General features: G+C 40.9%; 19 protein-coding genes. 9 read left to right on the top strand and 10 right to left on the bottom strand.

Translation table 11 applies throughout. The features are described 5' to 3' along the window. Positions 1-4: 4 nt before the first annotated feature. The 6 genes from ytkD to BLP92_RS11855 form a co-directional block, all read right to left on the bottom strand. Positions 5-496, bottom strand: coding sequence for an RNA deprotection pyrophosphohydrolase (ytkD, locus tag BLP92_RS11885; protein WP_090843173.1), 492 nt, complete (start codon positions 494-496; stop codon positions 5-7). Between the two features lie 36 nt (positions 497-532). Further along, positions 533-1,150: a molybdenum cofactor guanylyltransferase gene (mobA, locus tag BLP92_RS11880; RefSeq protein ID WP_175444275.1), complete on the bottom strand. Its 618-nt coding sequence runs from the start codon at positions 1,148-1,150 to the stop codon at positions 533-535. 47 nt (positions 1,151-1,197) lie between these two features. Then, positions 1,198-2,868 (bottom strand): SLC13 family permease, encoded by a 1,671-nt coding sequence (locus BLP92_RS11875; RefSeq protein ID WP_090843171.1) that lies wholly within the window; start codon positions 2,866-2,868, stop codon positions 1,198-1,200. 288 nt (positions 2,869-3,156) lie between these two features. Then, a complete protein-coding gene (locus BLP92_RS11870; RefSeq protein ID WP_090843170.1) occupies positions 3,157-4,683 on the bottom strand; it encodes a hypothetical protein in 1,527 nt (508 codons plus the stop codon). A 685-nt stretch (positions 4,684-5,368) separates the two neighbouring features. After that, the gene (locus BLP92_RS11860; RefSeq protein WP_090843168.1) at positions 5,369-6,700 is read right to left on the bottom strand and encodes an arsenic transporter; all 1,332 of its coding nucleotides are present in this window, start codon (positions 6,698-6,700) and stop codon (positions 5,369-5,371) included. 167 nt (positions 6,701-6,867) lie between these two features. After that, positions 6,868-8,559, bottom strand: coding sequence for a methyl-accepting chemotaxis protein (locus BLP92_RS11855; RefSeq protein WP_090843167.1), 1,692 nt, complete (start codon positions 8,557-8,559; stop codon positions 6,868-6,870). A 239-nt stretch (positions 8,560-8,798) separates the two neighbouring features. Here BLP92_RS11855 and BLP92_RS11850 point away from each other — a divergent pair, with 239 nt between their 5' ends. Further along, a complete protein-coding gene (locus BLP92_RS11850; RefSeq protein WP_090843166.1) occupies positions 8,799-9,584 on the top strand; it encodes a hypothetical protein in 786 nt (261 codons plus the stop codon). Positions 9,585-9,651: 67 nt separating this feature from the next. Here the strand turns inward: BLP92_RS11850 and BLP92_RS11845 are convergent, their stop codons facing one another. Together BLP92_RS11845 and BLP92_RS11840 are read right to left on the bottom strand one after the other, a co-directional pair. Next, positions 9,652-10,290 carry a hypothetical protein gene (locus BLP92_RS11845; RefSeq protein ID WP_090843165.1) on the bottom strand — a complete coding sequence of 213 codons (639 nt, stop codon included), beginning with the start codon at positions 10,288-10,290 and terminating at the stop codon, positions 9,652-9,654. 66 nt (positions 10,291-10,356) lie between these two features. Next, positions 10,357-11,994, bottom strand: a complete 1,638-nt coding sequence (locus tag BLP92_RS11840; RefSeq protein WP_090843164.1) for an O-acetylhomoserine aminocarboxypropyltransferase/cysteine synthase family protein — start codon at positions 11,992-11,994, stop codon at positions 10,357-10,359. Positions 11,995-12,151: 157 nt separating this feature from the next. Between BLP92_RS11840 and BLP92_RS11835 the strand changes: the two genes are divergently transcribed. The 8 genes from BLP92_RS11835 (at position 12,152) to BLP92_RS11795 (ending at position 21,809) form a co-directional block, all read left to right on the top strand. Beyond that, complete coding sequence (locus tag BLP92_RS11835) at positions 12,152-12,937, top strand: HAD family hydrolase (protein WP_090843163.1); 786 nt, start codon at positions 12,152-12,154, stop codon at positions 12,935-12,937. Between the two features lie 435 nt (positions 12,938-13,372). Further along, the gene (locus BLP92_RS11830; RefSeq protein ID WP_090843162.1) at positions 13,373-14,860 is read left to right on the top strand and encodes a sensor histidine kinase; all 1,488 of its coding nucleotides are present in this window, start codon (positions 13,373-13,375) and stop codon (positions 14,858-14,860) included. Then, on the top strand, positions 14,850-16,427 hold the full coding sequence (locus tag BLP92_RS11825) for a response regulator transcription factor (RefSeq protein WP_139148952.1): 1,578 nt from the start codon (positions 14,850-14,852) through the stop codon (positions 16,425-16,427). The genes BLP92_RS11830 and BLP92_RS11825 overlap by 11 nt, the downstream gene beginning before the upstream one ends. Positions 16,428-16,495: 68 nt before the next feature. Continuing rightward, complete coding sequence (locus BLP92_RS11820) at positions 16,496-17,005, top strand: hypothetical protein (protein ID WP_090843160.1); 510 nt, start codon at positions 16,496-16,498, stop codon at positions 17,003-17,005. Positions 17,006-17,301: 296 nt separating this feature from the next. Next, positions 17,302-18,708, top strand: a complete 1,407-nt coding sequence (locus tag BLP92_RS11815) for an ABC transporter substrate-binding protein (RefSeq protein ID WP_244516813.1) — start codon at positions 17,302-17,304, stop codon at positions 18,706-18,708. Positions 18,709-18,784: 76 nt separating this feature from the next. Then, positions 18,785-19,708 carry a carbohydrate ABC transporter permease gene (locus tag BLP92_RS11810; RefSeq protein WP_090843159.1) on the top strand — a complete coding sequence of 308 codons (924 nt, stop codon included), beginning with the start codon at positions 18,785-18,787 and terminating at the stop codon, positions 19,706-19,708. A 54-nt stretch (positions 19,709-19,762) separates the two neighbouring features. Then, complete coding sequence (locus BLP92_RS11805; protein ID WP_090843225.1) at positions 19,763-20,533, top strand: carbohydrate ABC transporter permease; 771 nt, start codon at positions 19,763-19,765, stop codon at positions 20,531-20,533. A gap of 709 nt (positions 20,534-21,242) precedes the next feature. Then, complete coding sequence (locus BLP92_RS11795) at positions 21,243-21,809, top strand: phosphatase PAP2 family protein (protein WP_090843157.1); 567 nt, start codon at positions 21,243-21,245, stop codon at positions 21,807-21,809. A gap of 284 nt (positions 21,810-22,093) precedes the next feature. On the opposite strand, the gene BLP92_RS11790 is transcribed toward BLP92_RS11795, so the two are convergent. Both BLP92_RS11790 and BLP92_RS11785 read right to left on the bottom strand, forming a co-directional pair. Then, positions 22,094-22,927 carry a hypothetical protein gene (locus BLP92_RS11790; protein WP_090843156.1) on the bottom strand — a complete coding sequence of 278 codons (834 nt, stop codon included), beginning with the start codon at positions 22,925-22,927 and terminating at the stop codon, positions 22,094-22,096. A 279-nt stretch (positions 22,928-23,206) separates the two neighbouring features. Continuing rightward, the gene (locus tag BLP92_RS11785; protein ID WP_090843155.1) at positions 23,207-23,635 is read right to left on the bottom strand and encodes a hypothetical protein; all 429 of its coding nucleotides are present in this window, start codon (positions 23,633-23,635) and stop codon (positions 23,207-23,209) included. Between the last annotated feature and the right edge of the window lie 432 nt (positions 23,636-24,067).

The following is a 24,067-nucleotide window of genomic DNA, read 5'->3' as shown; positions in this document are numbered from 1 at the left end:
TGCATCAATACGGAGTAATGTTAAAAAAACGCCGATCTATTTCTTTCAAACTGAGGGGCAGTACTTCATCCTTCATAATAAAACTGTACTCGCTGCTGGATTTTAACTTTGAAGGAAGGTTCCGCATTAATACAGGACCCAGTGTTTCGTGATAAGAATTCTTGTCTTCAATCTTTCGTATCTCAGCAAAATAAACATTTTTTATTACTGTCTCCGATTTACCTGCTACCTTATACTGACCGATATAATGAAGGCGCTCCGCTACCCCGCCAGTTTCTTCATAGACTTCGCGCTCCGCCGCTTCCTGCGCAGTTTCCCCGATTTCCACCTTGCCTCCTGGAAATTCAATTCCCCGGGACGGGTGTTTCGTTAACAGCCAATCTTTTTTATACCTGCACACAACCCACACATGTTTTGGCTCCCGGGAATAGGGATGGTCTGCTGCTGAAAAACGAACCTGATTGTGATAATAATCCTGAAAAACCTGTTCTTTCATCGCCAATACCTCCGTGTACTTCCGATCTTCCTCCTTTTAAGAAAACCGTTTCATTATTTCCTGATATTCCGCAGGACGGTTCATATTATAAAAAGAGGAAACAATCTCCGATTCTGAAATTCCTGCCTCTATCATATCGTGCTCAGTCACAGTGTCAAAAGTTACGCTGTCGAGCATCGATTTAATCGCGCGTTTCTGTGCATCCAGAACGGCTGAAATAGCAGGCAGACAATCCCGGTGGTACAGCGCGAGGAGCGGATGCTGTTTTCCCTGAATTTCAGGGATAACAGCATTGCTTTGAGTCTTATTGGATACATTGCATAAATATTCGATAACGCTTTTCTGTATTAAAGGCATATCACAGGCAGCAATAAGATACCATTCGGAATCTACTGCTGTCATTGCTGCTTCTATCCCCGCCAGCGGTCCTTCAAAAGGACGCAGATCAGCGGCTGTGTTTATTTCCAGATAGGAAAAGACTTCCGGCTCATTTGAAATGAGAAGGAGCTCCTCAGCCTGTGGCCTTATTTTATCTACAACATGTTCTACTGCACTCTTATTTCCCAAAGGCAGAAGCGCTTTATTTTCTCCCATACGGCTTGATTTTCCGCCGGCAAGAATAACTCCCGTGATTTCCGGTGAAGCCGAGCCCATACGCAGTCCCCTTTCATTCATAATGCTGCATTCATTTTAATATTCTTTTATTCCAACCCAGATGGGAAACTTGTTAAATCAATTCCAAAAACGACCGGCAGCAGGAGTACTACGAATAAGGTTATCATTGCTATCGAAATCAAATTCATCCAGAATCCTGCCTTGATCATATCAATCATTTTTAAATACCCTGAACCGAATACTACCGCATTCGGCGGAGTAGCTACCGGAAGCATAAAGGCACAGGAAGCAGCAACTGCTGCCGGTACCATCATCGTTAACGGATGTACATCTATAGCGTAGGCAAGTGAGGCCATGATCGGCATAAGCATCGTGGCGGAAGCCGTATTAGAGGTAATTTCTGTTAGAAATGTTACCATCAGCGTAACGCTCAGCACTAAAATAATAAAATGTACGCCTGCAAGCACAGATAACTGCTCCCCAAGCCAGGTATCCAGACCTGTTTCTGAAAACCCACCCGCGATAGCAAGACCGCCGCCGAAGAGAATCAATATCCCCCAGGGAACATTTTTCGCAGTATCCCAGTTCATCAGTTTTGCTCCCTGGTATTGTGTAGACGGAATTAAAAACAATACCACTGCGCCTGTGATAGCAATTAATGTATCATCAATATTTGGGTTAATATATTCCTGCAGTACATACACTCGCAAAATCCAGGCTAAAGCAGTAAGGCCGAAAACAAGAGATACTAACTTTTCATCTCCTGTCATCTTTCCCAGTGCTTTTCTTTCGTTAAAAATTACTTCTCTTCCTCCTGGTATTTCTTTCATTTTTAACGGAAATGCAAATTTAATCAAGTAAATCCAGGCAATAAAAATTAATAATACTGCCAGTGGAACTCCAAACATCATCCATTGGGCAAAAGCCAGGTCAATATCAAATATCTCCCGCAGCTGTCCAGCAAGAATAGTATTCGGCGGCGTTCCGATAATAGTGCCAAGACCCCCAATAGAAGCGGAGAAGGCAATAGCGATCATTAAACTCTTCGCGAATTTATCTTTTTGTTCTTCCGCATCTTTTATCGTGTCATCATTTACCAGGGCGGAAAGCTGATAAATAATTGCTGTTCCAATCGGCACCATCATCATGGCTGTTGCAGTATTGGATATCCACATGGAAAGAAAACCTGTGGCAAGCATAAATCCGAGCATTATTCGATTTGTGCTTGTTCCGACAAAGTAGATGATATTCAGAGCGATCCGTTTATGTAAATTCCACCGCTCCAATGCAAGTGCAATGATAAACCCACCAAGAAATAAGAATACAATTCCATCTCCGTAATTTGAAGTGACGTCCCCCGTCCCCAGATTCGCCGCCAGTGGAAATAAAATCACTGGAAGCAGTGATGTTGCGGGAATAGGTATTGCTTCTGTAATCCACCATGTAGCGATCCAGGCTGTGCCGGCAAGCACCCCTCTGGCTTCAACAGGAAGTCCTTCCGGCTGAAAAAAGAAATAAATAACGAAGAATAATAACGGTCCTAAGATTAATCCGACCAGCTGCTTTCGTGTGAAATCTCTTCCATCTGGAGAGGGCTGACGGTAGGTTCCTGTCATTTTTCCTGAAGTAGTTGCCATTCTTCGCTCACTTTCGCTGTCATCTTTTCCACCGCCGACTCTGCTTTGGAACAGAAGCAGCTCCTTGACACGATCATGGCTTTCCCAGGCTTTCTGCCACATTTGCTTCATATAAGCCATAGTCTCTCCTCTCCTTTTCACTAAAATTGCTTTCCCTACCTAATACCACGGATGGAGGTTTCGTAAGCGTTTTTATTTTGTTGTATTTTAAAATTACAAGGCTGTCATATTAATTTGAAATTTCGAGTTCGGAAGATGCTTTTCGCTGCAGGAAGAGCTCTCTCCTGTAACTCACTTTCAACTCTAAAGAAAACATCAGTACTTTTTGATTATTAAAGTTTCATACTTGCAGAATGTAAAAAAGGAATGCTGATTTACATGAACAATCAGCATTCCTTTCATAATTATTTAAATAAACAGTGCAGCTAAGATCCCTAACAGACCCGCTCCTGCCATAATATAAACCGGAATCACCGGCATGTCTCCATTGTTTTCCATTGCTCTTCCAAACATGAAAAACACAAGCGGATGCACCAGAAATGGCATAGAAAAAACAAACGGAATAAGCAGCGCTGCATCTGAACCAAACATTCCTTCCTGAATTGCAGCAAATAACCCGAAGTGCGAGATAGCGGAAGCCTGGGCCATCGCAGCATAGTCAATGGCAAGAGAACTCATACTCAGAAAAGCTAAACCTCCAAACACTGCACATAGCTGCCAGCCAAAGGAAAACTGCATTAAAGCAGTCACTTCTTTTCGATCTTCTCCCTTCGACTTACGTAAATTTGTTAAGGCCAAAATAGTGAGGCCAACTCCTACCGCAACAATAAGCAGGGCCGGCCATATCCATAAACTTCCCTGATCTGCGCTTACTGCTAACACAGAAAAAACAAAAATGTGGCCAAAAAATGGAACATTGATCATAATCGGCGCTCTTTTTGCAGCGATTTTCCCAAAATCACCTGCTGTACATGCTCCGGTCAGTCCTGAATGAGACAAGGCTCCTGCCATGCCCGGAGCAAGGTTTCGCGCATTCGTAGTCCGAGCAAAAAACATGAGAAGCGCGATTCCCCCGAACATCCAGAGAAGCTGGCCAAAGAATCCGTAAACAAGCACAGCGTTAACCCCTGGGATCTCAAAAGCTTCTCCAATCCGGGAACCACCGACAAGAAAATTAGCAGCCAATACGATAGGAATTCCCGCAAAAAGAAGCGAGCGCATCGTTGGACCAAATTCCCACCGGTAAAATACAGCACCGATACCAGCAGATATCATCATGGCAAAGAAAATCTGCGGCAGTGCAATCATTGGCGCAATCAATTGTGCAATAAAATACGATAAAAGCAGTACTCCTACAATTAAAACCAGTTCAAGCAGCCCTTTCCGCAAATAGAGGTGCTTATTCGTAATAACTGCTTTATTATCAATCAGAATTACTGCCCCAATAAAGCCAATATAGGCAATAATCGGATAGTAAGAACTCAGCTCTCCCTGATTGGTTCCAAGCAGCAGGCTGATTAATCCCTGCACCCCGAGCAATATAAAAAAGGCACGAACAATAAAGAAAAATTGCGTGCGGCTGGTGCCGAGCAGTATCTCCTCATCAGACGGAGTAACCATATCAGAGCCTTCCAGATCTTTCTTCCCGAGAATTTTCCGCAGCTCCTGTCCCCCTACAAAAAACGAAGCTACAAGGGCGATGATTGTGGTCTGGGCCATAAAACCAACAAGCGGAAAGTCATTCAACCCTGGGTTGGATACCTCACTTACTTCAAGGATATATCCCATAGCCAGTCCGAAAATTACTACGATTAATATAGCAGAGTAGCGGGTGCCGGCTACAACAGTTCTGGAAATTAGAACGATAGGGATTAAAAATAACAGGATAATCCAGAACTGATTTAAAAAAGCTAAACTAGATAGTGGTTCAGTCATTATATTCTTTCCTTTCTAAATAAATCGATTTCAATTCATAAGAATTAATATTACAGGAGGCTTCTTTTTAGCACAATGGCTGTAACCGCTGTCTTTGAAAAAGTTATGAAATTGTTGAAAATATGTTGCTGATATATAGTTTTTAAATATGCATAAAAAAGAATCTGTAAAGTCAGATGTGTTGATTATCCCGGACGAAAGAGAGGGATAGCTGAAGAATTTCTCCGCGTCAGGTGTAGTAATAGAAATCGCAGGTGCCGCATCCTATACTCAAATTTGTTCTGATTAATAGATAATCGACAGACGTGACAAAAATATATGGAATAATTCTGTAGAAATCATTACTAACAGATAAGTCTCTATTTAGAATAAATTAATGATAAAACAGCTTCTTTAAAATCAGATAAGTGCTCCCTGCTGACAGAAAGTGCTGTTAAAAACAAAAAACCCGCTCCTAAAATCAGATCACCTTTGACAGTGATCAGATAATCTCCATTATTGACAGAATACCCACCTAAAAAATCCCTGTCTAAAAACAAGCTAAAAAAGATCCGGAGTCATTCCCCCGGATCTTCTCAGGCTGTTGAAAAAGTTCTTTGTATAAATATTTGTTTCTATGCTGACGCCTGTGAAAATACGCTTCCGGAGGTTATTCTCTCAGCAGACTTGAAATAACAAGCTGCGCTTATGCGATAATTAACATCCATAAATAAAGTCCTGTTAATGTGATGAATAACGTGGGAATCGTAAGAATAATACCTACTTTGAAGTAGTATCCCCAGGAAATTTTAATTCCTTTCTGCTGCAGCACATACAGCCAGAGCAGTGTTGCTAAAGAGCCGATGGGAGTAATTTTCGGTCCCAGGTCAGAACCGATAACATTCGCGTAAATAAATGCATCTTTAATAGGTCCGGTAAGATTCGCATCTTCAATTGCAAGTGCGTTTATCATTACTGTAGGCATATTGTTCATGCCTGAAGAAAGAATTGCTGCAATAAAACCCATCGAAAGGGTGCCGATAAACATTCCCTGTGCTGCTGCTTGCTGAAGGACTACTGCAAGTACATCTGTCAGGCCCACATTCCTCAGGCCGAAGACTACTACATACATCCCTATCGAAAATACTACAATCGCCCATGGCGCCCCTTTCATTACTCGCATTGTTTCCACGGCGGGACTTCTTCTTGCCATGAGCAGAAAGAAAACAGCTATAACTCCTGCTACAAAAGAAACTGGAAAATTCATTTCACCTTCTGCAAAAGGATTTCCAATATAAATGAACTCACTTGCAAAATAACCAACTAACAACAGTGCCAGAACTAACCAGGATAAGCGGAACATCTTATGGTCTTTAATAGCATCTGCAGGTACTTTTAACATGCTCATATCATAATTCTGCGGAATATCCTTCCGAAAATAAAGATACAGTACAAGAATGCTTGCACCTAAAGAGAAAAAGTTAGGTACAATCATATAACTCGCATACTCCACAAAGCCGATACCGAAAAAATCTGCGGACACAATATTCACGAGGTTACTTACAATCAGCGGAAGCGAGGTTGAATCTGCAATAAATCCGCTGGCAATAATGAATGGCAGAATCATCGTCTCTTTAAAGTGAAGGGCTCTTACCATTGCGAGAACGATAGGTGTAAGTATTAATGCTGCCCCATCATTAGCGAAGAAAGCTGCTACGACAGAACCAAGCAGGGAAACATATATGAACATTTTCAATCCGTTGCCTTTTGCAATTCGAGCCATATGTAATGCTGCCCATTCGAAAAAACCAATTTCGTCCAAAATAAGAGAAATTATAATAATTGCAATAAACGTGAGTGTTGCATTCCAGACGATTCCTGTTACTTCCCCCACATCCTGAAAACTTACTATTCCAGCTAACAGTGCAAGCACAGCACCAATAGAAGCAGACCAGCCTATTGAAAGTCCGCGGGGCTGCCAGATAACCAGCACAAGAGTTAATAAGAAAATTAATGAGGCTAAAATAATTTCTGTCATAAGAAAGCTCCTTTTCGACCACAATTAGAAAGTACTTACGTAGTATATAATCATTTGATTATATAATCAACCATCAGTTCTATTAAGATTTTGTAAACTGATTCGCTTTCTACATTCAAAAAAACTGCTTCCCATTGTTAATGGAAAGCAGATTTCATTTGTTCCGCTTATTTTGTTTTGAACTCTTTAAGTATGCCCTGAAGTTCTTCTGCCGTTGTCGCAAGCTGATTTGCAGAGGCACTCACTTCTTCCATAGAAGCAAGTTGTTCCTCTGCAGAGGCCGCCACATTCTGTGTATAGCTTGCAGACTGTTCCGCAACGGTTGTTGTTTCTTTCGATCTGCTGGCAATCTGCTCTACCCCGCTCTCCACCTCTTCCACTGCGCAGGTAACTTCTTTCATCTGTAAAGCAACATTCTGGATTGCTTCCGTTAAATCTGAAAAAGATAATCCTGCTTCCAGAACGTAGGATGAACCTTGGTCAACAGCTTCTTTCCCTTCTTTCGTCCTTGTAACTGACAGTTTTACGTCTTCTTGAATTTGTTCAATCAGCACACCGATTTCACTTGTTGCATTTGTTGTCTGCTCTGCAAGTTTTCGTACTTCATCTGCAACTACTGCAAACCCTTTCCCATGCTCCCCTGCTCTGGCTGCTTCAATAGCTGCATTCAATGCCAGCAGGTTGGTTTGATCGGCTACATCATTAATCAAAGAAACAATCGAGCCTATTCTGCCTGACCTTTCTGATAAACGGTTAACTGAAACGTCAATTTGGTTTGTGACATCGTTTATTTTTTCCATCTGTGCTGCTGTTTTTCCGATAACATCTCTTCCATGTGCTGCTTTTTCGGAAGAAGCGCCGCTTGCTTTATTTACGGCAGATACGCTGCTGGTTATTGCTGAGACACTCTGTGAAATCTGAGAAACAGTTTCTTCATTCTCTGCCGCCTGCTCTACCTGACTCTCAGCTCCATTCGAAACTTCCTGAATAGAACTTGAAATTTCTTCAGTGGCTCTGCTCGTTTCGTTAGAACTTGCCAAAAGCTCTTCTGCGCTCGCCGCTACCTGATCAGCAGTAGTTTCTACACTTCCAAGCATTCTCTGGAGCTGATCAATCATGTTATTGACTGCTGAAGACATTTTCCCCAGTTCATCCTTTGAATTCACCTTTAATTTTGACACTGCCAGATTACCTTTACTTACTTCATTCATCGTTTTTCCAACTGTTTTTAGTGATCTGGAGAGTACTGCAGCCAGGAAGTAAAATACAGTTCCTCCAATCAGGAGTATGACCGCTATTGTTACAATAAAAACTATTACATTCTGTTCTACAATATTATTTACGGTACCTCCAGCCTGTTCTGCCTGGCCTTGAATGATTTCTGCAAGTTCCAGCGTATCCTCTACAATCATGGAACGACTTTCTGCGAGTTCTTCCATTCTTTGATTTTGCAGCGGTCCACTGTTATCCGGCATACGCGAATAAGTAGTATAAAATGAATTTAAATTAACTTCTACATTTAAGAATAAATCCTGAGTCTGCTGCGAATACATCCTGTCTCTTAAATTGTTCATATATGCGTTCAGTTTCTCCTGATCTGCCTCGTAGGCAGCTTCGTCAAACGTCTCTCCGCCGGTGCGGATCATGTCCGCGATATCTATGTATTGCGATCTTACTAATGAACCTACTTCAGTAATCATTATCGCCCGGTCGCTATAATCTGTAAAAGTATCTACTTCCTCACCAATTTCACTCATTTGTATTAATGTGAATGCTGCGCCCACCACTAACAACAGCATGATAAACAAAAAAGTACCAAAAATTTTCATCTTTAATGACAAGTCCCTCACGCGTTTCATCTATTACCCTCCTTTAGTTCTACAAAATGTTATTTTATGCATATTATTATATCTCAAATAATACGATAGTGCTATATAAGCTTTTTTATTTTTATATTTTTAGGTATTACAAATGAGTTATTTAGTTCTAATTTTCCTTTTTATGTAACAAAAGCTGTCTTATAGTTATATTCGTTTAATTTTTATTTATCGTGGTATAATCAAGGAGAAAGACCATGAATTGATGATGAGGTGAAGGAATGCCAAGACAAAAACTGCTTATTCTGGGAGTTGGAGCTGCTGTTTTAATTGCTCTCTCTACTATGTTATTTCTACTGGATGGAGATCAGCAGGTAATTCAGAATCAAGATGTAAATCAAAATACTCCGACTGCTTCCACAACAGAAGATAACACTGTAGAAGCAGAAGAAGCACAGAACTCAGGTGATTCTATCAATATAGAAAGCGGGCAGAACGCACCTGTTGACTCACTTGATGCTGATATACAGGAGGAATTGCAATCTCAGGCTCAGGAAGCACTGGACAATTACATGCCTGATGAAAGAGAATCCTTTTCAAGGGAAGCTTTTGAAGACCATGCGTTAGTATATACGTACTATATTCAGCAGGGAGATGAAGCAGTTATTGAAGAAGATGCTGTGGAATCAAATGCTGAATGGCTTGCTATAGAGCTTGATGGCTGGAATACATATGCAGAAGATGCCTATGGATTTACATTTGATGAGGCAAGATTTCAAAATTATACAGCGGAAGAGGAAGAACACACACTTGAAGATGATGCAGAACTGAGTATCCTGCTGGAGGAAATGGAAAATGAGAGCCCTATTATTGCGCAGCAGCAGCTTGAATTCCAGTATGCGAAATCATTTATATGGCACGAGATACAGGAAGATGCTGCGGCCGAGCAGGGTGAGAACCCAGAATCGGTGGAAGAATGGAATCAGGTTTATTTCACGGTGGAACAGGAAGTATTCGAACAAATAGCTGATGATCATCCTGCCATAATGGATGGAGAAGCAGAATAATACTATATCAGCTGAAAATATGCCCTCAAAAAAGAAGCTGTCTCCGATAAATGGAGACAGCTTCTTTTTATCTTGACAAGCCCGGGAAATCCAGAGAATACTCTGCTTTCGAATTTTCATTTACAGGGTCTTCCATGATAAACACAGCTTCTTCATTCATTTTAAGATCTTTAACTGCAAAAAACAAAGTCATCATTGAGCCCTCATCCATTATTTTTTCCTCTGCCGGGGAAATCTCGTTGCCACTTTGTTCAATATAAACATCATATACATATGCTCGATTTTCCAAATACCGCACCTGGATTATAAACCGGTCATCCCTCAACAGTTTTTTCATTTCCTCTGCATCCGGAATACGGCCTTCATGATAAAATATTTCTCTTGCCTGCGTCGTTACAGTTAAGCTCGGTGGTTCTGCATAAACGAAAGCTGCATCATCTGAACGCAGTGTACTTTCAATTTCTGAAAGCCTGTACTGTTCAGCTCCCCCTAAAGCAGAAGTGCCTTTTTCAATGTACTCCGCTATTTCTTCATCCTCCAGGAAAAATAGGTAGGATTCATCGGAAAAAAGCTCAGTGTCTTCCGCCCCCTGACTCGAGTTTTCCAAGGAAAACTCCCCAGGGCTCCCCTCCGGAAGTGAAAATAGTACAAACCCTCCAATTAGCATAAATAAAGCTGCCATGCTCAACAGCATTTTTAATAACATACACTGATCCCTCTCTTTAAATTTAATTATACTAAAAAAGAGAAGAAATCTCAGTACGCTCGCAGACTATTTTTTATCCAATACTGAAACGACAGAAGCTGGAAGATTTGCCTGCATCGTAGATGGATCTTCATGAATCACGCCATATGGCTGCAGTTTCCGCACTGCTTCTTCCAATTCTGAGACAGCATCTTTCGGTGCATAAATATAATCGACTGTTTCTCCGGAGAAATGATCAAGTTCATCAGAGGAAGCAGCCTGCTCCACACGGTATCCTATACGTTCAAATTTTTTCGTAGACTGGGATGTTACAGTCAAAGAAACAATTTTTTTGCGGCGTGGTCCTTCTTCCGTATGGACTACCGCTGCCCTCACCACTTCCTCAAACAAGTCTTCTTCTGTTTCCGGACCTTCTTTCCCAGTAGCCTGGCCGAGCGCATAATCAAGATCTGCAAATAAATCCTCCAGATCTTCCAGACCTACAGACAGCCTTACCAAATCCTCCGTTACTCCGCTGCTTGCTCTCTCTTCCAGATTTAGCTGCTGATGCGTGGTAGAAGCAGGATGTATAATTAAACTTTTGGCATCACCGACATTCGCTACGTGAGACCAAAGCGATACATGTTTGATTAACTCTCTTCCTGCTTCCACTCCGCCCTCAATACCAAAGTTCACAATCGCTCCGTATCCGTCCTTTAAATACTTTGCTGCAAGTTCATGGGAAGGATGACCTTCCAGCCCCGGATACTTCACCCAGGAGACTGCCGGATGGCTCTGCAGACGATTCGCAATAGCCTGTGCATTATCCTGATGGCGCTGCATACGCAGAGACAAAGTTTCCAGTCCCTGCAGTAAATAAAATGCGTTCTGCGGGCTTAATGCCGCTCCTATATCCCTAAGCAGCTGTACACGGAGCTTTAAAATAAATGCCATATCTCCTAAGTCGTTGAATACAAGCCCATTGTAGCTTGAATCAGGCTCATGAAAATGTGGAAATTTCTTTTTATTCCAGTGGAATCTTCCTCCATCAATTACTACTCCGCCAATCGTAGTACCGTGCCCTCCAATCCATTTTGTCGCCGAATGGATGACAATGTCTGCTCCATGCTGCAAAGGCTTGCATACTGCAGGAGAAGCAAATGTGCTGTCTACAATTAAAGGAATTTCTGCTTCGTGTGCTACGTCTGATATTGTATGAAAATCGAGTACGTTTAATCCGGGATTTCCAATTGTTTCTGCAAAAACTGCTTTCGTATTATCCTGGATGGCATTTTTTACTGCTTCAGGATCCGTAATATCAACAAAAGAAACCTTTATTCCAAATTTAGGAAGCGTCATGGAAAATAAATTATAAGTTCCCCCATACAAATGAGAAGCTGCAACAATATGATCCCCTGCCTGAGCAATATTCATTATGGACATTGTAATTGCTGCCATTCCTGAAGATGTACCTAATGCTCCTACCCCATCTTCTAAAATGGCCATTCGCTTTTCAAAAGCGTCAACAGTAGGATTCATGATCCGGCTGTATATATTTCCGGGTTCTGCAAGAGAAAACAGCCGCTCTGCATGGTCAGCATCTTCAAAAACATAAGAAGTCGTCTGATAAATCGGTACCGCTCTGGCACCCGTTGCGGGATCCGGACTTTGTCCTGCGTGAAGCAGCTGTGTGTACAATCCTTGCTCATCAATTCGTTTTGTCATAATATAACCTCCGTTTTAAAGTTCGATCATAATCACTATTTCTCTAACAATTTCTCAATTCCTTCTTCGAACCTGGAATAAAATGTGCAGTTTACAGAATTATTTTAATCCTTTAAACTGAAAAAGGATTATTATTCTGGAAGGAGCATAACATTTTATGGACAAAGCTTTATTTTTTGACTTGGATGACACGATTTTATGGGATGCGAAAAGTATTGAACTGGCTTTTAAAAATACTTGTGCTTATGCAGAAAACACATACGGAACTGATGCAAAAGAGCTGGAGACCGCAGTACGTGCTGCAGCAAAAGAAAGATATTCCAGTTATGATACATTCGCATTTACACAGATGATCGGCATCAACCCTTTTGAAGGCCTCTGGGGAAGCTTTCAGGATCCCGGAGAAGGATTTGAACGAATGGCTGCAATCATTGAAGAATATCAGTTTCATACCTGGCACGACGGGCTAAAGCAGCTCGGAGTGGAGGAAAAAACTGCAGCAGAAGAACTTGCTGCTTTGTTTATTACTGAAAGAAAGAAATCTCCGGTTTTATTCGATGAAGCTTTCGATGTGCTTGACCAGCTTAAAGGAAAGGTTACGTTAGTACTTCTTACAAATGGCTCCCCGCAGCTGCAGAACACGAAGCTGACGATAACGCCGGAAATCGCACCATATTTTGATCATGTTATTATTTCCGGAGAATTCGGTAAAGGAAAACCAGATCCTGCAATTTTCGAACATGCGCTGAAGGTAAGCGGCGCTTCGAAAGAGTCAACGTGGATGATTGGAGACAACCCTAAAACAGATATTTTAGGCGCGAATCGAGCAGGAATTACTTCTATCTGGCTGAATCGGTTTGAAAAAGAACCGCATCCTGGTATAGAAGCTGATCATGAAATTCAGGATCTTCACCAGATTTTTAATTTAATCGATCTTTCCTAAAGGAACGCCGACGTTCTTCCCCAGCCAAAACATTCTTTAATGTATATCTGCCCGGACGTATCTTTGTATCGTTCTGTGCCCTGCCAGAGCTGTGGAATTTTAAGCGCTGCCTGAAAACGAGCAGGCAAGTTTCTTCGGAAAATAGGAGAATCAATACCCAGCAACTCATAAACATATAAAACTTCTTACTTCATAAAACACTCTGTGCTGAAGATAAAACATTATTTCATGTTTTACCTTCAGCTTTTTTAAATTATGTGGAAAAAAATTTCCGGAGTACCCCTCCCGGAATTTAAAATAACAATCAGAATTTCTCCAGTAATCCTGCAGAGAAATATTTTCAGGCCGCTGCTGCTTTCATAACAGGGTATGAATATAGGAAAAAATTAGCTATACTATGGAAAACTTCAATGAAATTAATAAGGAGGGCTTCCATTGCGGATTCATCATAAATTTATGGTATTTTTCGTTATAATACTTTGTGCAATGAGTGCTGTCACCTGGATTATTTATTCAAATAGTAAACAGACTACAGAGCAGTATGACCAGATTCTGGATCGTTTTTTAGTGTTAAACGAAATTTCTCAGCATACTGCCCATGCAAATCAGTTATTCGAAAATTACCTGATGATTCAAAATGAGTCCCAGCTTACAGCCCTCCAGAATAGGCAAGTACAGCTTTTAAGTATGCAGTCACAATTTGCTGAGGTAATGGCATCAGAAGAAAATTCATCCCTATATAAGAACTTTTATCATATGCTTGCTTATTTTAATCATGAAGTGAATGCAGCAATTGAGACACAGGACAGCGAAAGAACAAGTGAACACTTTCTGCACCGGGAAGAAGTAGAGAAAATATCTTCCTGGCTCAATGACACCACGCTGCAGCTGATTAATGAAGAGCTGGGTGACTATCATGATATGCATGCTGACGTATTGGAAGAAAGGGAGTTTCATCAATTGCTGGCTTTAAATGGTGCAGGCGCATTTTTTATTGTCAGTATCATTGTTACTTACTTTATGTCCAAACGTATTCTGCGTCCGGTACAGGCACTCATTTATCAATCTTCAGAAATATCGGCCGGAAACTTTGATGTAAAAGATGTACGTGTTACGAATGATGAGGTCGGGGTGTTAAGTCAGACCTTTAATCAAATGAAACACAATGTAGATCAATTAATTAAAGAAATGCGGCACCGGGCACAGCTGGAAAGAAAAGTGAAAAATCAGGAGATTGAACACTTAGAAACAAAACGTTTATTGAAGGAAATGGAATTAAAATCTTTACAGAACCAGATGAACCCCCACTTTTTGTTCAATACACTCAATACCGTAGCAAAGCTTTCCTACATTGAAGGTGCTGCGCAGTCAAGCGGACTGATTGTATCAATATCCAAGCTGCTCCGCTACAATCTTCAGCCGATTGAATCCCAGGTAACGCTGGAAGCTGAACTGAATCATGTAAATAAATATATTGAAATACAACAAACCAGGTTTGGAGAAAGAATCAAGGTAAATACTTTTATTGAAACAAACCATTTAGATGTCCGCCTGCCGGTACTGACCCTTCAGCCTATTGTAGAAAATGCTTTTATTCATGGCTTGGATGCACTGGAGGACGGCGGACGGATTACGATACATGTATTTGAAAAGGAGAACAGCGTATTTATTAAAGTGGAAGACAGCGGTGCCGGGATTCCAGAGGAAACGTTAAAAATGCTCCGGACTCCCGAACAATCAGCAGCCAGAGAAAAAGTGCAGGGTCACTTAACCGGGATCGGCTTAAAAAATGTGCAGAAAAGACTTTCACTCCTTTTTGACAAGGACAATCTCGTTACAATCAATTCGCAAGTGAACAAAGGAACAGCAGTCATTCTCGAGATACCTCTGCATAAGAAAGGAAGTGTTCAGATTGAGGCATAAAATCTTAATTGTCGAAGATGAAGTACTGGAGAGAAAAGCGCTAAAAAAAATGATCGAATCTAACTTTTCCAATACAGAAGTTATCGGTGAAGCATCTTCTAGCAGACAGGCTATAGAACTTGTAGAACTTTTTCATCCTGATATTATTACGATGGATATCCGGCTGCCTGGAATGGACGGGATTCAGACAATTGAAGAAATTCAAAAGAACTATCCTCATATTAGTTTTATCATTTTGTCGGCCTTTGACACTTTTTCCTATGCTAAAAAAGCCATTACTCTTGGTGTTCACGATTATTTGTTAAAACCTTATGATGAAGAAGAACTGTGTACTGCACTGCAGCAGGTGCTGCAGCACCGGGAAAAGTCTGCACTGCAGCGGATGGAACATTTAAGTATGAAAGACCAGATGGAACAAATGAAACTGCTCGCAGAGACGGAGCTTGTTACAAATTTATTGGAGAACCGGATCTCTGACCTGACCTCAGACATGCTTCAGGATATACTTGAAATCCAATTCCATGAAGCCGTCGCTCTTCGTATAAATTTTCACCAGCAGACGCCTTTTAACTCTTTTACTGCCAGGGAAGTTCATCAATTATTAAAACAGGAGCTTTATCATTACCCATACTGCCTGCTCGGCCCGCTCCAGGGCGGTCAGCTTCCAGTAATAATTTTTCGTACCGGCGGAGAGGAAAACAGCTTGAAGAGTATGGTACAGGAAATTTGGAAACATTTGATTCCTGTATTGGATAAGAGGAACTTTACTGCCTCCTGTGGAGCAGGTGACAAAGTGAATACACCGGAACTGCTGGTTAACTCTTTTCAGGAAGCAGTCCAGGCTTCTTTAAAGGCCAGTCGTCCTATGCAGCTGGTCTTCTACCAGCAGACTGATATGCTGGAAGAAGCCAAAGTGGACTACCGCCTGGAAAATTTAATTATTCAGGCCGTTCGTTCCGGAAACCTGCAGGAAGCTTCTTCACAGCTATCAGACTTTTTAACACAGTTACTGCCTCATCCAAAACTGTCTTCAGAGGACAAACGCGAACAGATTTATGACTTATTTTTATTATGTTCGAGAACAGCCGATCCGCCATTAAAATGGAATAAAAAAGTCATAAAAAGTTGTGAAGTTTCTTTAGAAAGTATGGATGTGATTCTGCAAACGTTTGATGAATTATGCAGACAGCGTCTCGATCAGCTCGAAGATATACATCATAATGTAATTAAAGCTACGTTACAGTATTTAGAAGAAAATTATCAAAATGATATAACATTGGAAAGCGCAGCCAGACAGGCACATCTGACACCTTCCTATCTGAGTAAAATCGTAAAAGAACGGACAGGTGTAACGTTTATTGATCATTTGACCCGCTTAAGGATTTCAAAGGCAAAAGAACTCTTGAAGACCACGAACGCTTCGCTGAAAGAAATATGTTTTTCCATCGGCTATCATGACCCGAATTATTTCAGTAAAGTTTTTAGAAAATATGAAAATATTTCACCAAGAGAGTACCGCCAGCAGTATTTCAAAGATTTTTCCCAGGATATTTCCCTGCCCAAATAAAAATCAGTAACTTCCTCCCTGATTTACAGGCAGAGATTTATCATCCATTTCGGAAAGGGAGTGATATTATGCGGAGAATCATCTCTGCCTTACTAATTTTCTTTTGCTTACTGCTGATGAACGCCTGCAGCCAAAGCACCAGTGCTGACGCATATGAAAATTTAGAGGATGCTGTTAAATTTGGCCTTCAGTCGGAAGGGGCTCACCCATCTGATGTAATGGCTGTCGAAGAGTTTCAGGATGAAACGATTATTTTTTACGAATTTGATGGGACACTCGGTGTTGCGAGTATATCGAAAACCGAAAATGGATACCGCTGGTTCAGAGGCGGACCTTATTTAGCCTTTGAAAATAATGATAGTGATTCCTATTCAGCCGCTGGCTTTTTCTATGAAACAGAACAAGGATTGGAAGTACCCATTATGTATGGGCAGATAAGGGATAATGGGATCTCAAAAATATTACTCGCGGATAAAGGAATTGAAAAAGAACTGCAGATATCCGGTGATTCCTTATTTTACTTCGCCATCCATGAAGCTCCTTTCAGCTCCTTAGAAATTACCCCAGTAAGAGAATAACTTTGTTTTAAGTTACCTCTGCTGCAGAAGGAGCGAAAGGCGCACCTTTCCTATAACAAGGTTTCCCTCATGCAAAAAAGCTGAAATCATTTGAAAATCCTCTTTTCTCCATAAAAAATTACCGTTTTTCTTTAAAAATATACTATTTTCCTCCCCTATCATTGTGGGTGAATTCACAAAAAATAAAATACCACAGATATTACACGATAATTATCAGAATATTTTTACGCGGCAGTTCAGTTAATATGATTAAATAAAAATGTAAGCGATTACAATATCATAAGGGGGAATGAATTGTGCACGTAAAAAAATTAGGATTACTCGTTTTATTAGGACTGATTTTGTTGGTTGCGGCTGCCTGTGGCAATAATAATGGCACAGATAACACGAATGCAGAAGAACCAGCGAATAATGCTGGAGCAGAAAATGAAGCAGGTGCTGATGAAGCGGAGACAGAAGCTGAAGAAAACAACACCGCAGACGAAGCAGAGAACAATACGAACGAAGAAGCATCAGGAGACCGGGAAGAACTCGAAATTTTCAGCTGGTGGACAGGCGCAGGGGAAGAAGCAGGTTTACTTGCACTTATCGATGCGTTTGAAGAAGAGCATCCCGACGTAGAAGTAGTGAATGCTGCGGTTGCCGGTGGTGCTGGTACAAATGCCCAGGCAGTGCTTGCAAGCCGTATGCAGGGAAATGATCCTCCCGGCACATTTCAGATTCACGGTGGAGCTGCGCTGAATACAGGGTGGGTTGCTGCGGACAGAATGGAGCCGGTAACAGATATTTATGAAGAAGAAGAATGGATGGATAAGTTTCCAGAAGATTTAATCGATCTCGTTACGACAGATGGAGAAATTTATTCTGTGCCGATGAACATTCATAGAAGTAACGTAACGTTTTACAACACTGCAATTTTCGAAGAACATGGACTGGAAGCTCCTTCCACCTTTGATGAGTTTTATGAAGTAGCAGATCAATTACAGGAAGCCGGAGTCGTCCCTCTTGCTTTAGGAGACAGAGAAAGCTGGACGTCTCTTCACTTATTTGAAACTGTAATGCTTGGTTCATTGGGAGCAGATGGCTACAATGATCTCTGGACTGGAGATCTGGCATTTGACTCTCCTGAATTCGAAGAAGCGCTTGATCATTTTGATCGTATGCTTGAATACATTAACGAAGATCATGCAGCGCGCAACTGGCAGGATGCTGCACAGATGGTAGCTGAAGGTGATGCGGCAATGAATATTATGGGTGACTGGGCTGCAGGCTACTTTGCAACTGACCTTGGTTTAGAACCGAATACAGATTTCGGCTGGGCACCTACTCCAAATACGGAAGGTTTATTTATGGTAGTAACTGATAACTTTGGACTCCCGCAGGGTGTAGACAATCCTGAAACGGTAAAAGATTTCCTTCGTTTCATTGGCACAACAGAAGCACAGGACACTTTTAATCCTCTAAAGGGTTCTATTCCGGCACGGGTAGATGCGGATCCGGATGCTTACAATGAGTATGGACAATCTACAATTGAAGATTTCCAGGAAGCAGATTCTCTGACTCCAAGCCTTGCCCACAACTCTGCTGCACCAGCAGGATTTGTATCACAGGCAGATCAGGCTGTAAATATCTTTGTTTCCTCCCGGAATAAAGAGCAGCTTATTCAATCTCTGCAGCAGGCGCAGGATGATAATATCGAATAATGTTTAATGGAAGAGGAGCTGCTTCCTTCATCATGAAGCAGCTCCATTTTCTTTTTTATCGGAGGAGTGATATCTTTTGCAAAATAAAAAGTTTTTATCGGATAGATGGCTGGCAATCTTGTTTATCCTGCCTTCGATTATCGTCATAGCTGTTTTTGTTTATGTATTTATCAGCTGGACAGGATATGTATCTTTTTCCAATTGGAATACACTTACTCCTGACCTGTCTTTTGCCGGATTACAGAATTATATGTTTTTATTCAATGATTATCGGTTTCAGTCAGGTATGCGGAACACACTTTTCTTTACAATATTTTTTATCTTCGGTGTCTTATTTATGGGATTTATTCTTGCTACATTCATAGATTCTAATATTAAGCAGGAATGGTTTTTTAGAAACGTGTTCCTTTTCCCTATGGCGCTGTCTTTCGTAGTAACCGGGGTTGTCTGGCAGTGGCTGTTAAATCCGAGTACTGGAGTGAATTTATTATTTGGAATGCTAGGTTTTGAAAATGTACCGAACTGGTATACGAGCACACATATCGCCTTCAGCTTTCCGCTGGGTTCCATTGAATTTGGTATCCCTGTCGCTATGCTTGCTGTTGTAATAGCCGCTGTATGGCAGATGACCGGGTTTTCGTTGGCTATGTACCTTGCTGGTCTTCGCGGGATCCCCGATGAAGTGAAAGAAGCTGCCCGTATGGATGGTGCAAGCGAGTTTCAAATATATAGAAAAGTTATTTTTCCTATGCTGATGCCTATCACAATCAGTGTTGTAATCATCATGGGTCATATGTCTTTAAAAATCTTTGATTTAATTTATGCAATGACAGGTTCCGGCGCAAATTTCGTAACAGATGTACCTGGTGTTTATATGTTTGAAACAACTTTCCGCGCGAACTTCTTTGCGAATGGTGCAGCCATTGCTATGATCATGCTTGCACTGGTAGCTGTGATTATGGTGCCTTACCTCATCAGCGCGAGAAAGGGGGAGTCTTAAGTGGTCATTAAAAGTCCTTTAAGTAAGCTGCTTGTGTATACCTTTCTTATTATCATGTCCCTATTTTTTCTGATGCCTATTTATGTCATGATCATCACCAGTTTAAAGCCGATCGATGAAGTATCGTTGACGCAGATGTGGGCGTTGCCTTCCACTGTTTCCTTTGAGGCTTACGCGTTTGCATTTGAGAGACTGGCTCCCAACTTTCTTAATACGATTTACCTTGTCGTGCCAGCAACAATTTTATCTGCTTTGTTCGGCTCTTTAAACGGTTATGTGCTGTCTAAATGGAAATTCAAAGGATCCGACTGGATATTTACGGCGATTCTTTTCGGAATGTTCATTCCTTACCAGAGCATTTTGATTCCAATGATCCAGTTTCTGCAGACAGTCGGCCTTTATAATACAATTCCAGGCTTAATTCTGGTGCACGTTGTGTATGGTATCCCTATTACCACTCTTATTTTCAGAAATTTTTATGCAAGTGTACCGGTGGACCTTATTGAAGCTGCACGGATAGATGGAGCAGGATTTCTCAGTATCTACCTGAAAATTATTTTCCCTCTGTCCATTTCAGGCTTTGTCGTTGTCTGTATCTGGCAGTTTACAAATATATGGAATGAGTTTTTGTTCGCGGTAACCATTACCAGCACCGGCTCCCAGCCTATTATGGTGGCCCTTCAAAACCTGTCGGGAAGCCAGATTGTGCAGTGGAATGTACAAATGGCAGGTGCCCTGCTTGCAGCACTTCCTACATTACTCGTTTATATTTTTGTTGGAAAGTATTTTGTAAGAGGCCTGCTGGCTGGTTCTGTCAAAGGCTGATCATTTTACTGAAAACAGAAGATAGGGTTAATATCACTGGTAAATTAATCAGTAATCAGAAAGATCCAAACATTTTTTGTTTGGATCTTCAGGCTGTTGAAAAAGTACTTTTTTGTATAAGTATATGATTTTATGCTTTTGTCTCCGAAGTGTCGCTTTCCGGAGGGAACTCTCTCAGCTAACCTGCCGTTGGCAGGTGGATCTTCGAATCGTTCAAATCCTCCAGGAGTCGACTCTTCTGCGACTGCAGCATAATTAAGGGAGGCAATGCTTTTTATACGAAACCACAGAGATACGAACACTTTTTCTTCGGAAATAACTTTTCTCCATAGCGCCCGGCGGTTACAGCGGGATTCAAGCGCAGTCTGTTGGAGAATGTCCAAACGATTTTTTGGGCATTTTCTCCAAGCATGAGGGAAGCCAGCCAGGGTTTTGCATCCATCTCGTATGCTTTTTCCGAGATGGATGTGGCTGCGCGGACCCATGCTTTGCTTTTTTTGTTCTATCCGGCAGGCATTGCAAATAGCTGAAGACCGGGCGGCAAGCTTCCGCCGGAAAGCGGAGGAGAACCTATACACTACAAATCATAAATATACAAAATTTCTCACTATATAAACACTTTGATGTTCCAAACAAATTTTTTGTTTGGAACTTTTTGTGTTGAGACGAAAGCGAAACGGGAAAGGAAAATGCAGAAAGGGGTTTTTTTATGCTGGAGACAATTCTTGATTTGGATAGACGTGCATTCGAAATTGTGAATCAGCAGTGGCATACAGAATTACTTGATAGTATCATGATTTTTCTTACCACTATCAGCGATATGGGGTTTTTCTGGTGGGCTGCAGCTATTGTACTTATAATATTTCATAAACGAGCAGGCGGGTTTTATAAAGGAATTACTCTAGCCTTAAGTATAGGCGTAGTGTTTATTATTGAAAATTCTTTAAACTGGGTATTTCAGCGTCCTAGGCCGCCCCTTACGGAAGACGGAGTAAGACAGCTTGTAGATCTGGCGCTCACCAGTTCATTTCCTTCCGGCCATGCAGCCTCTTCCTTTGCCGCCATGACGGTGCTGGTCTGCTTTTTCTCCAGTGCAAAATACTGGGCTTTACCGCTGGCAGTCATTTTTTCATATTCCCGTCTTTATGTCGGCATGCATTTTCCGCTGGATTCTATCGCAGGAGCAGTTCTTGGAATAATAACCGGCTATGCCGTCTACCGTCTCATGGAGAAATACAGAACTAATATGCTCTCTGCTCCTGACAAGGTAGAGTAACTACTATGGCCGATCGATTACAAGTGTTATAGCTGTTGAGTGGTAAATATAAATCTTTCAAGCTGCTGAAGGCTGAAACAGAACTATATTTCCGAGTTAGATATCCAACTCATAAAATACCTCTCAATACGAGGAAAACAAATAAACCGAACTATCTTTGGAAACTCTCAGCAGAGGTTCATGATAGTTCGGTTTTTCATGTGATAAAAAGCTTTTGTTCCAGCCTCTTAGGAAGTAAACTTGTTCAAAGATCAGCTTACCCGTTTTTAATGGTTGGGGTATCTTTAAGATATATTTTCCTCAAAGTAATTTATGACTCCCTGCCATTCTTCTTCCACAGTTAAAAATTCTTCTGTACTAAAAACTAAGTACACAGCGTTTTCCATGTATTCTTCCGGGAGATTGAACTCTTCCATAATTTCCTGCAGCGACAAACTTTCTTCCCCCAGCCGCCAGGTAAAGCTTTCATTATTGCCTGTTGATATATGCACATCTTCACTTCGGTATTTGTCCAGAGCATCATCATATATCTCCTGATTTCTTTGGAATTCTTCTGTAATTTCATTACTGCCGTTTGTGAGGATAACAAGATACCCTTCATCTTCAGATGTCATACCATTTGCAGAAAGATAAAACGTCGAAACAAAGTGAGTGAAATCTTCCATTTCCAGCGGGAGAAGTCTTATTTCCTCCGCTTCATAAAGTGGAAGTATTTCTGGATTCGTTTGAAAATAATCCGCTTGATTCTCCTGCACTTCTGCACTGAAGTCTTCACCGATTTCAACTTCCAGCGGATAACCAAATAGCGCCCGCAGGTTTGATGAAGCCATGCTCGTTTCTTCTTCCGTTTCAGCGTAAATAAAACTTGTCTCTTCCGTAACACTTACTCTGTAACCTTCAACACTGTAATCTTCTCTGTTAAACTCTGCCTGCGCTGTTGGCACTACTCTTTTTCCACCAAGGTTATCTTCTACAAATATTACTAATTCGTCATTCAGATATCCTGCGTAGCGTCCTGCAAATCCAGTTTCATCTTCTTCTGAATTTTCATCGATACAGCCTGAGGTAAGCAGTGCTGCTATGCAGAAAATACTTAGGGTAGTTATACGTTTGTCCAATATACTCTCTCCTATAATATTTAGTAGCTTCTTTTCTTTCATTATTGATTAATTTTAATTGGATTCAAGACATTATTTACGATTTATACATATGCAGGGGGAGCATTACTGCATTATAGTCATTGGATAAAAATATATTCTATTACTGTAAGCAAAATTATTTCATCAAAAAAACAGCAACTTCAAAACACAGAAGCTCCTGTTTTAATGCAGCGAAATTTTCAGAAGTAGTTATCATATTAGGAACAATTTCAAAAATATGTACTTTCGACTGGTACTCTATCTTCCAAATCCTGATCGTCCTCTTTCTTTTCTTATGCTCGTCATTAGTATAAACCCAACCATAATTCCTGCAAACGATGCGCTTTCTCCACTCAATAGTGTTAAATGCCCTAAAAAATTTGGCAGGGTAAACGTTTCATAGTTAAAAGTGATCCAGGGGTACGCACAGAGATAGAGAAAAGGAAGTCCGAGAAAAATTAATTTCTGCCATCGAATCTTCCAGCTGCCCGATTGTTTCCATTGGTCAATCAGGGGAAGTATTCCAATAAATATCCCGAGAATTATATAGATAAACGGAATCAGGAAGGTTTCAATTTCACCTGTAGTGGCAGCTTCTTCTCTAAGTGTACCAGCTGCAGACTGAATCATTAAAAAAGTACCAATGATGAGTATAAAATAACCAAGATAACCAATCACTTTTTTCAAAATATTTTCTCCTTTCCTATCGTAACTGTGGTTAAAAGCGGACCTTATCAGTTTATTATACAAATGTTTACACTGTCCGGAGGATTAAATATTCACAACATTCATTTTACTGCAGGCAGCATTTAATGTAAAACTACGATTTACAAATTCATGTTTTCATATTCAAAAAAGAGCTGAAGTTAATCCAGCTCTTTTTTCAAAGCTATTTTTTAATCCAACAGTACCACATCACAAATTCAAAGTATCCAATATAAATTACAAAAGTTTCATTAATAGGCTGCCTTGAAAATAAGAAGTTTCGTAATGAAGAAGTAATATTGCTGCTGCACTTTCGGAGAGGCTTACCTAAGGGCTTGTTCTCGACTGCCTTACACAGCAATATTTATTTTTTTGTTAATTTCCAGTCTTTCTTATGGTCAAAAAGCCATGAAT

It is taken from the genome of Alkalicoccus daliensis, from assembly GCF_900103955.1.
Classification (GTDB): domain Bacteria; phylum Bacillota; class Bacilli; order Bacillales; family Salisediminibacteriaceae; genus Alkalicoccus; species Alkalicoccus daliensis.
The sequence above is the reverse complement of the archived record's forward strand: the minus strand, read 5'-3'. Positions and strand labels throughout refer to the sequence as shown.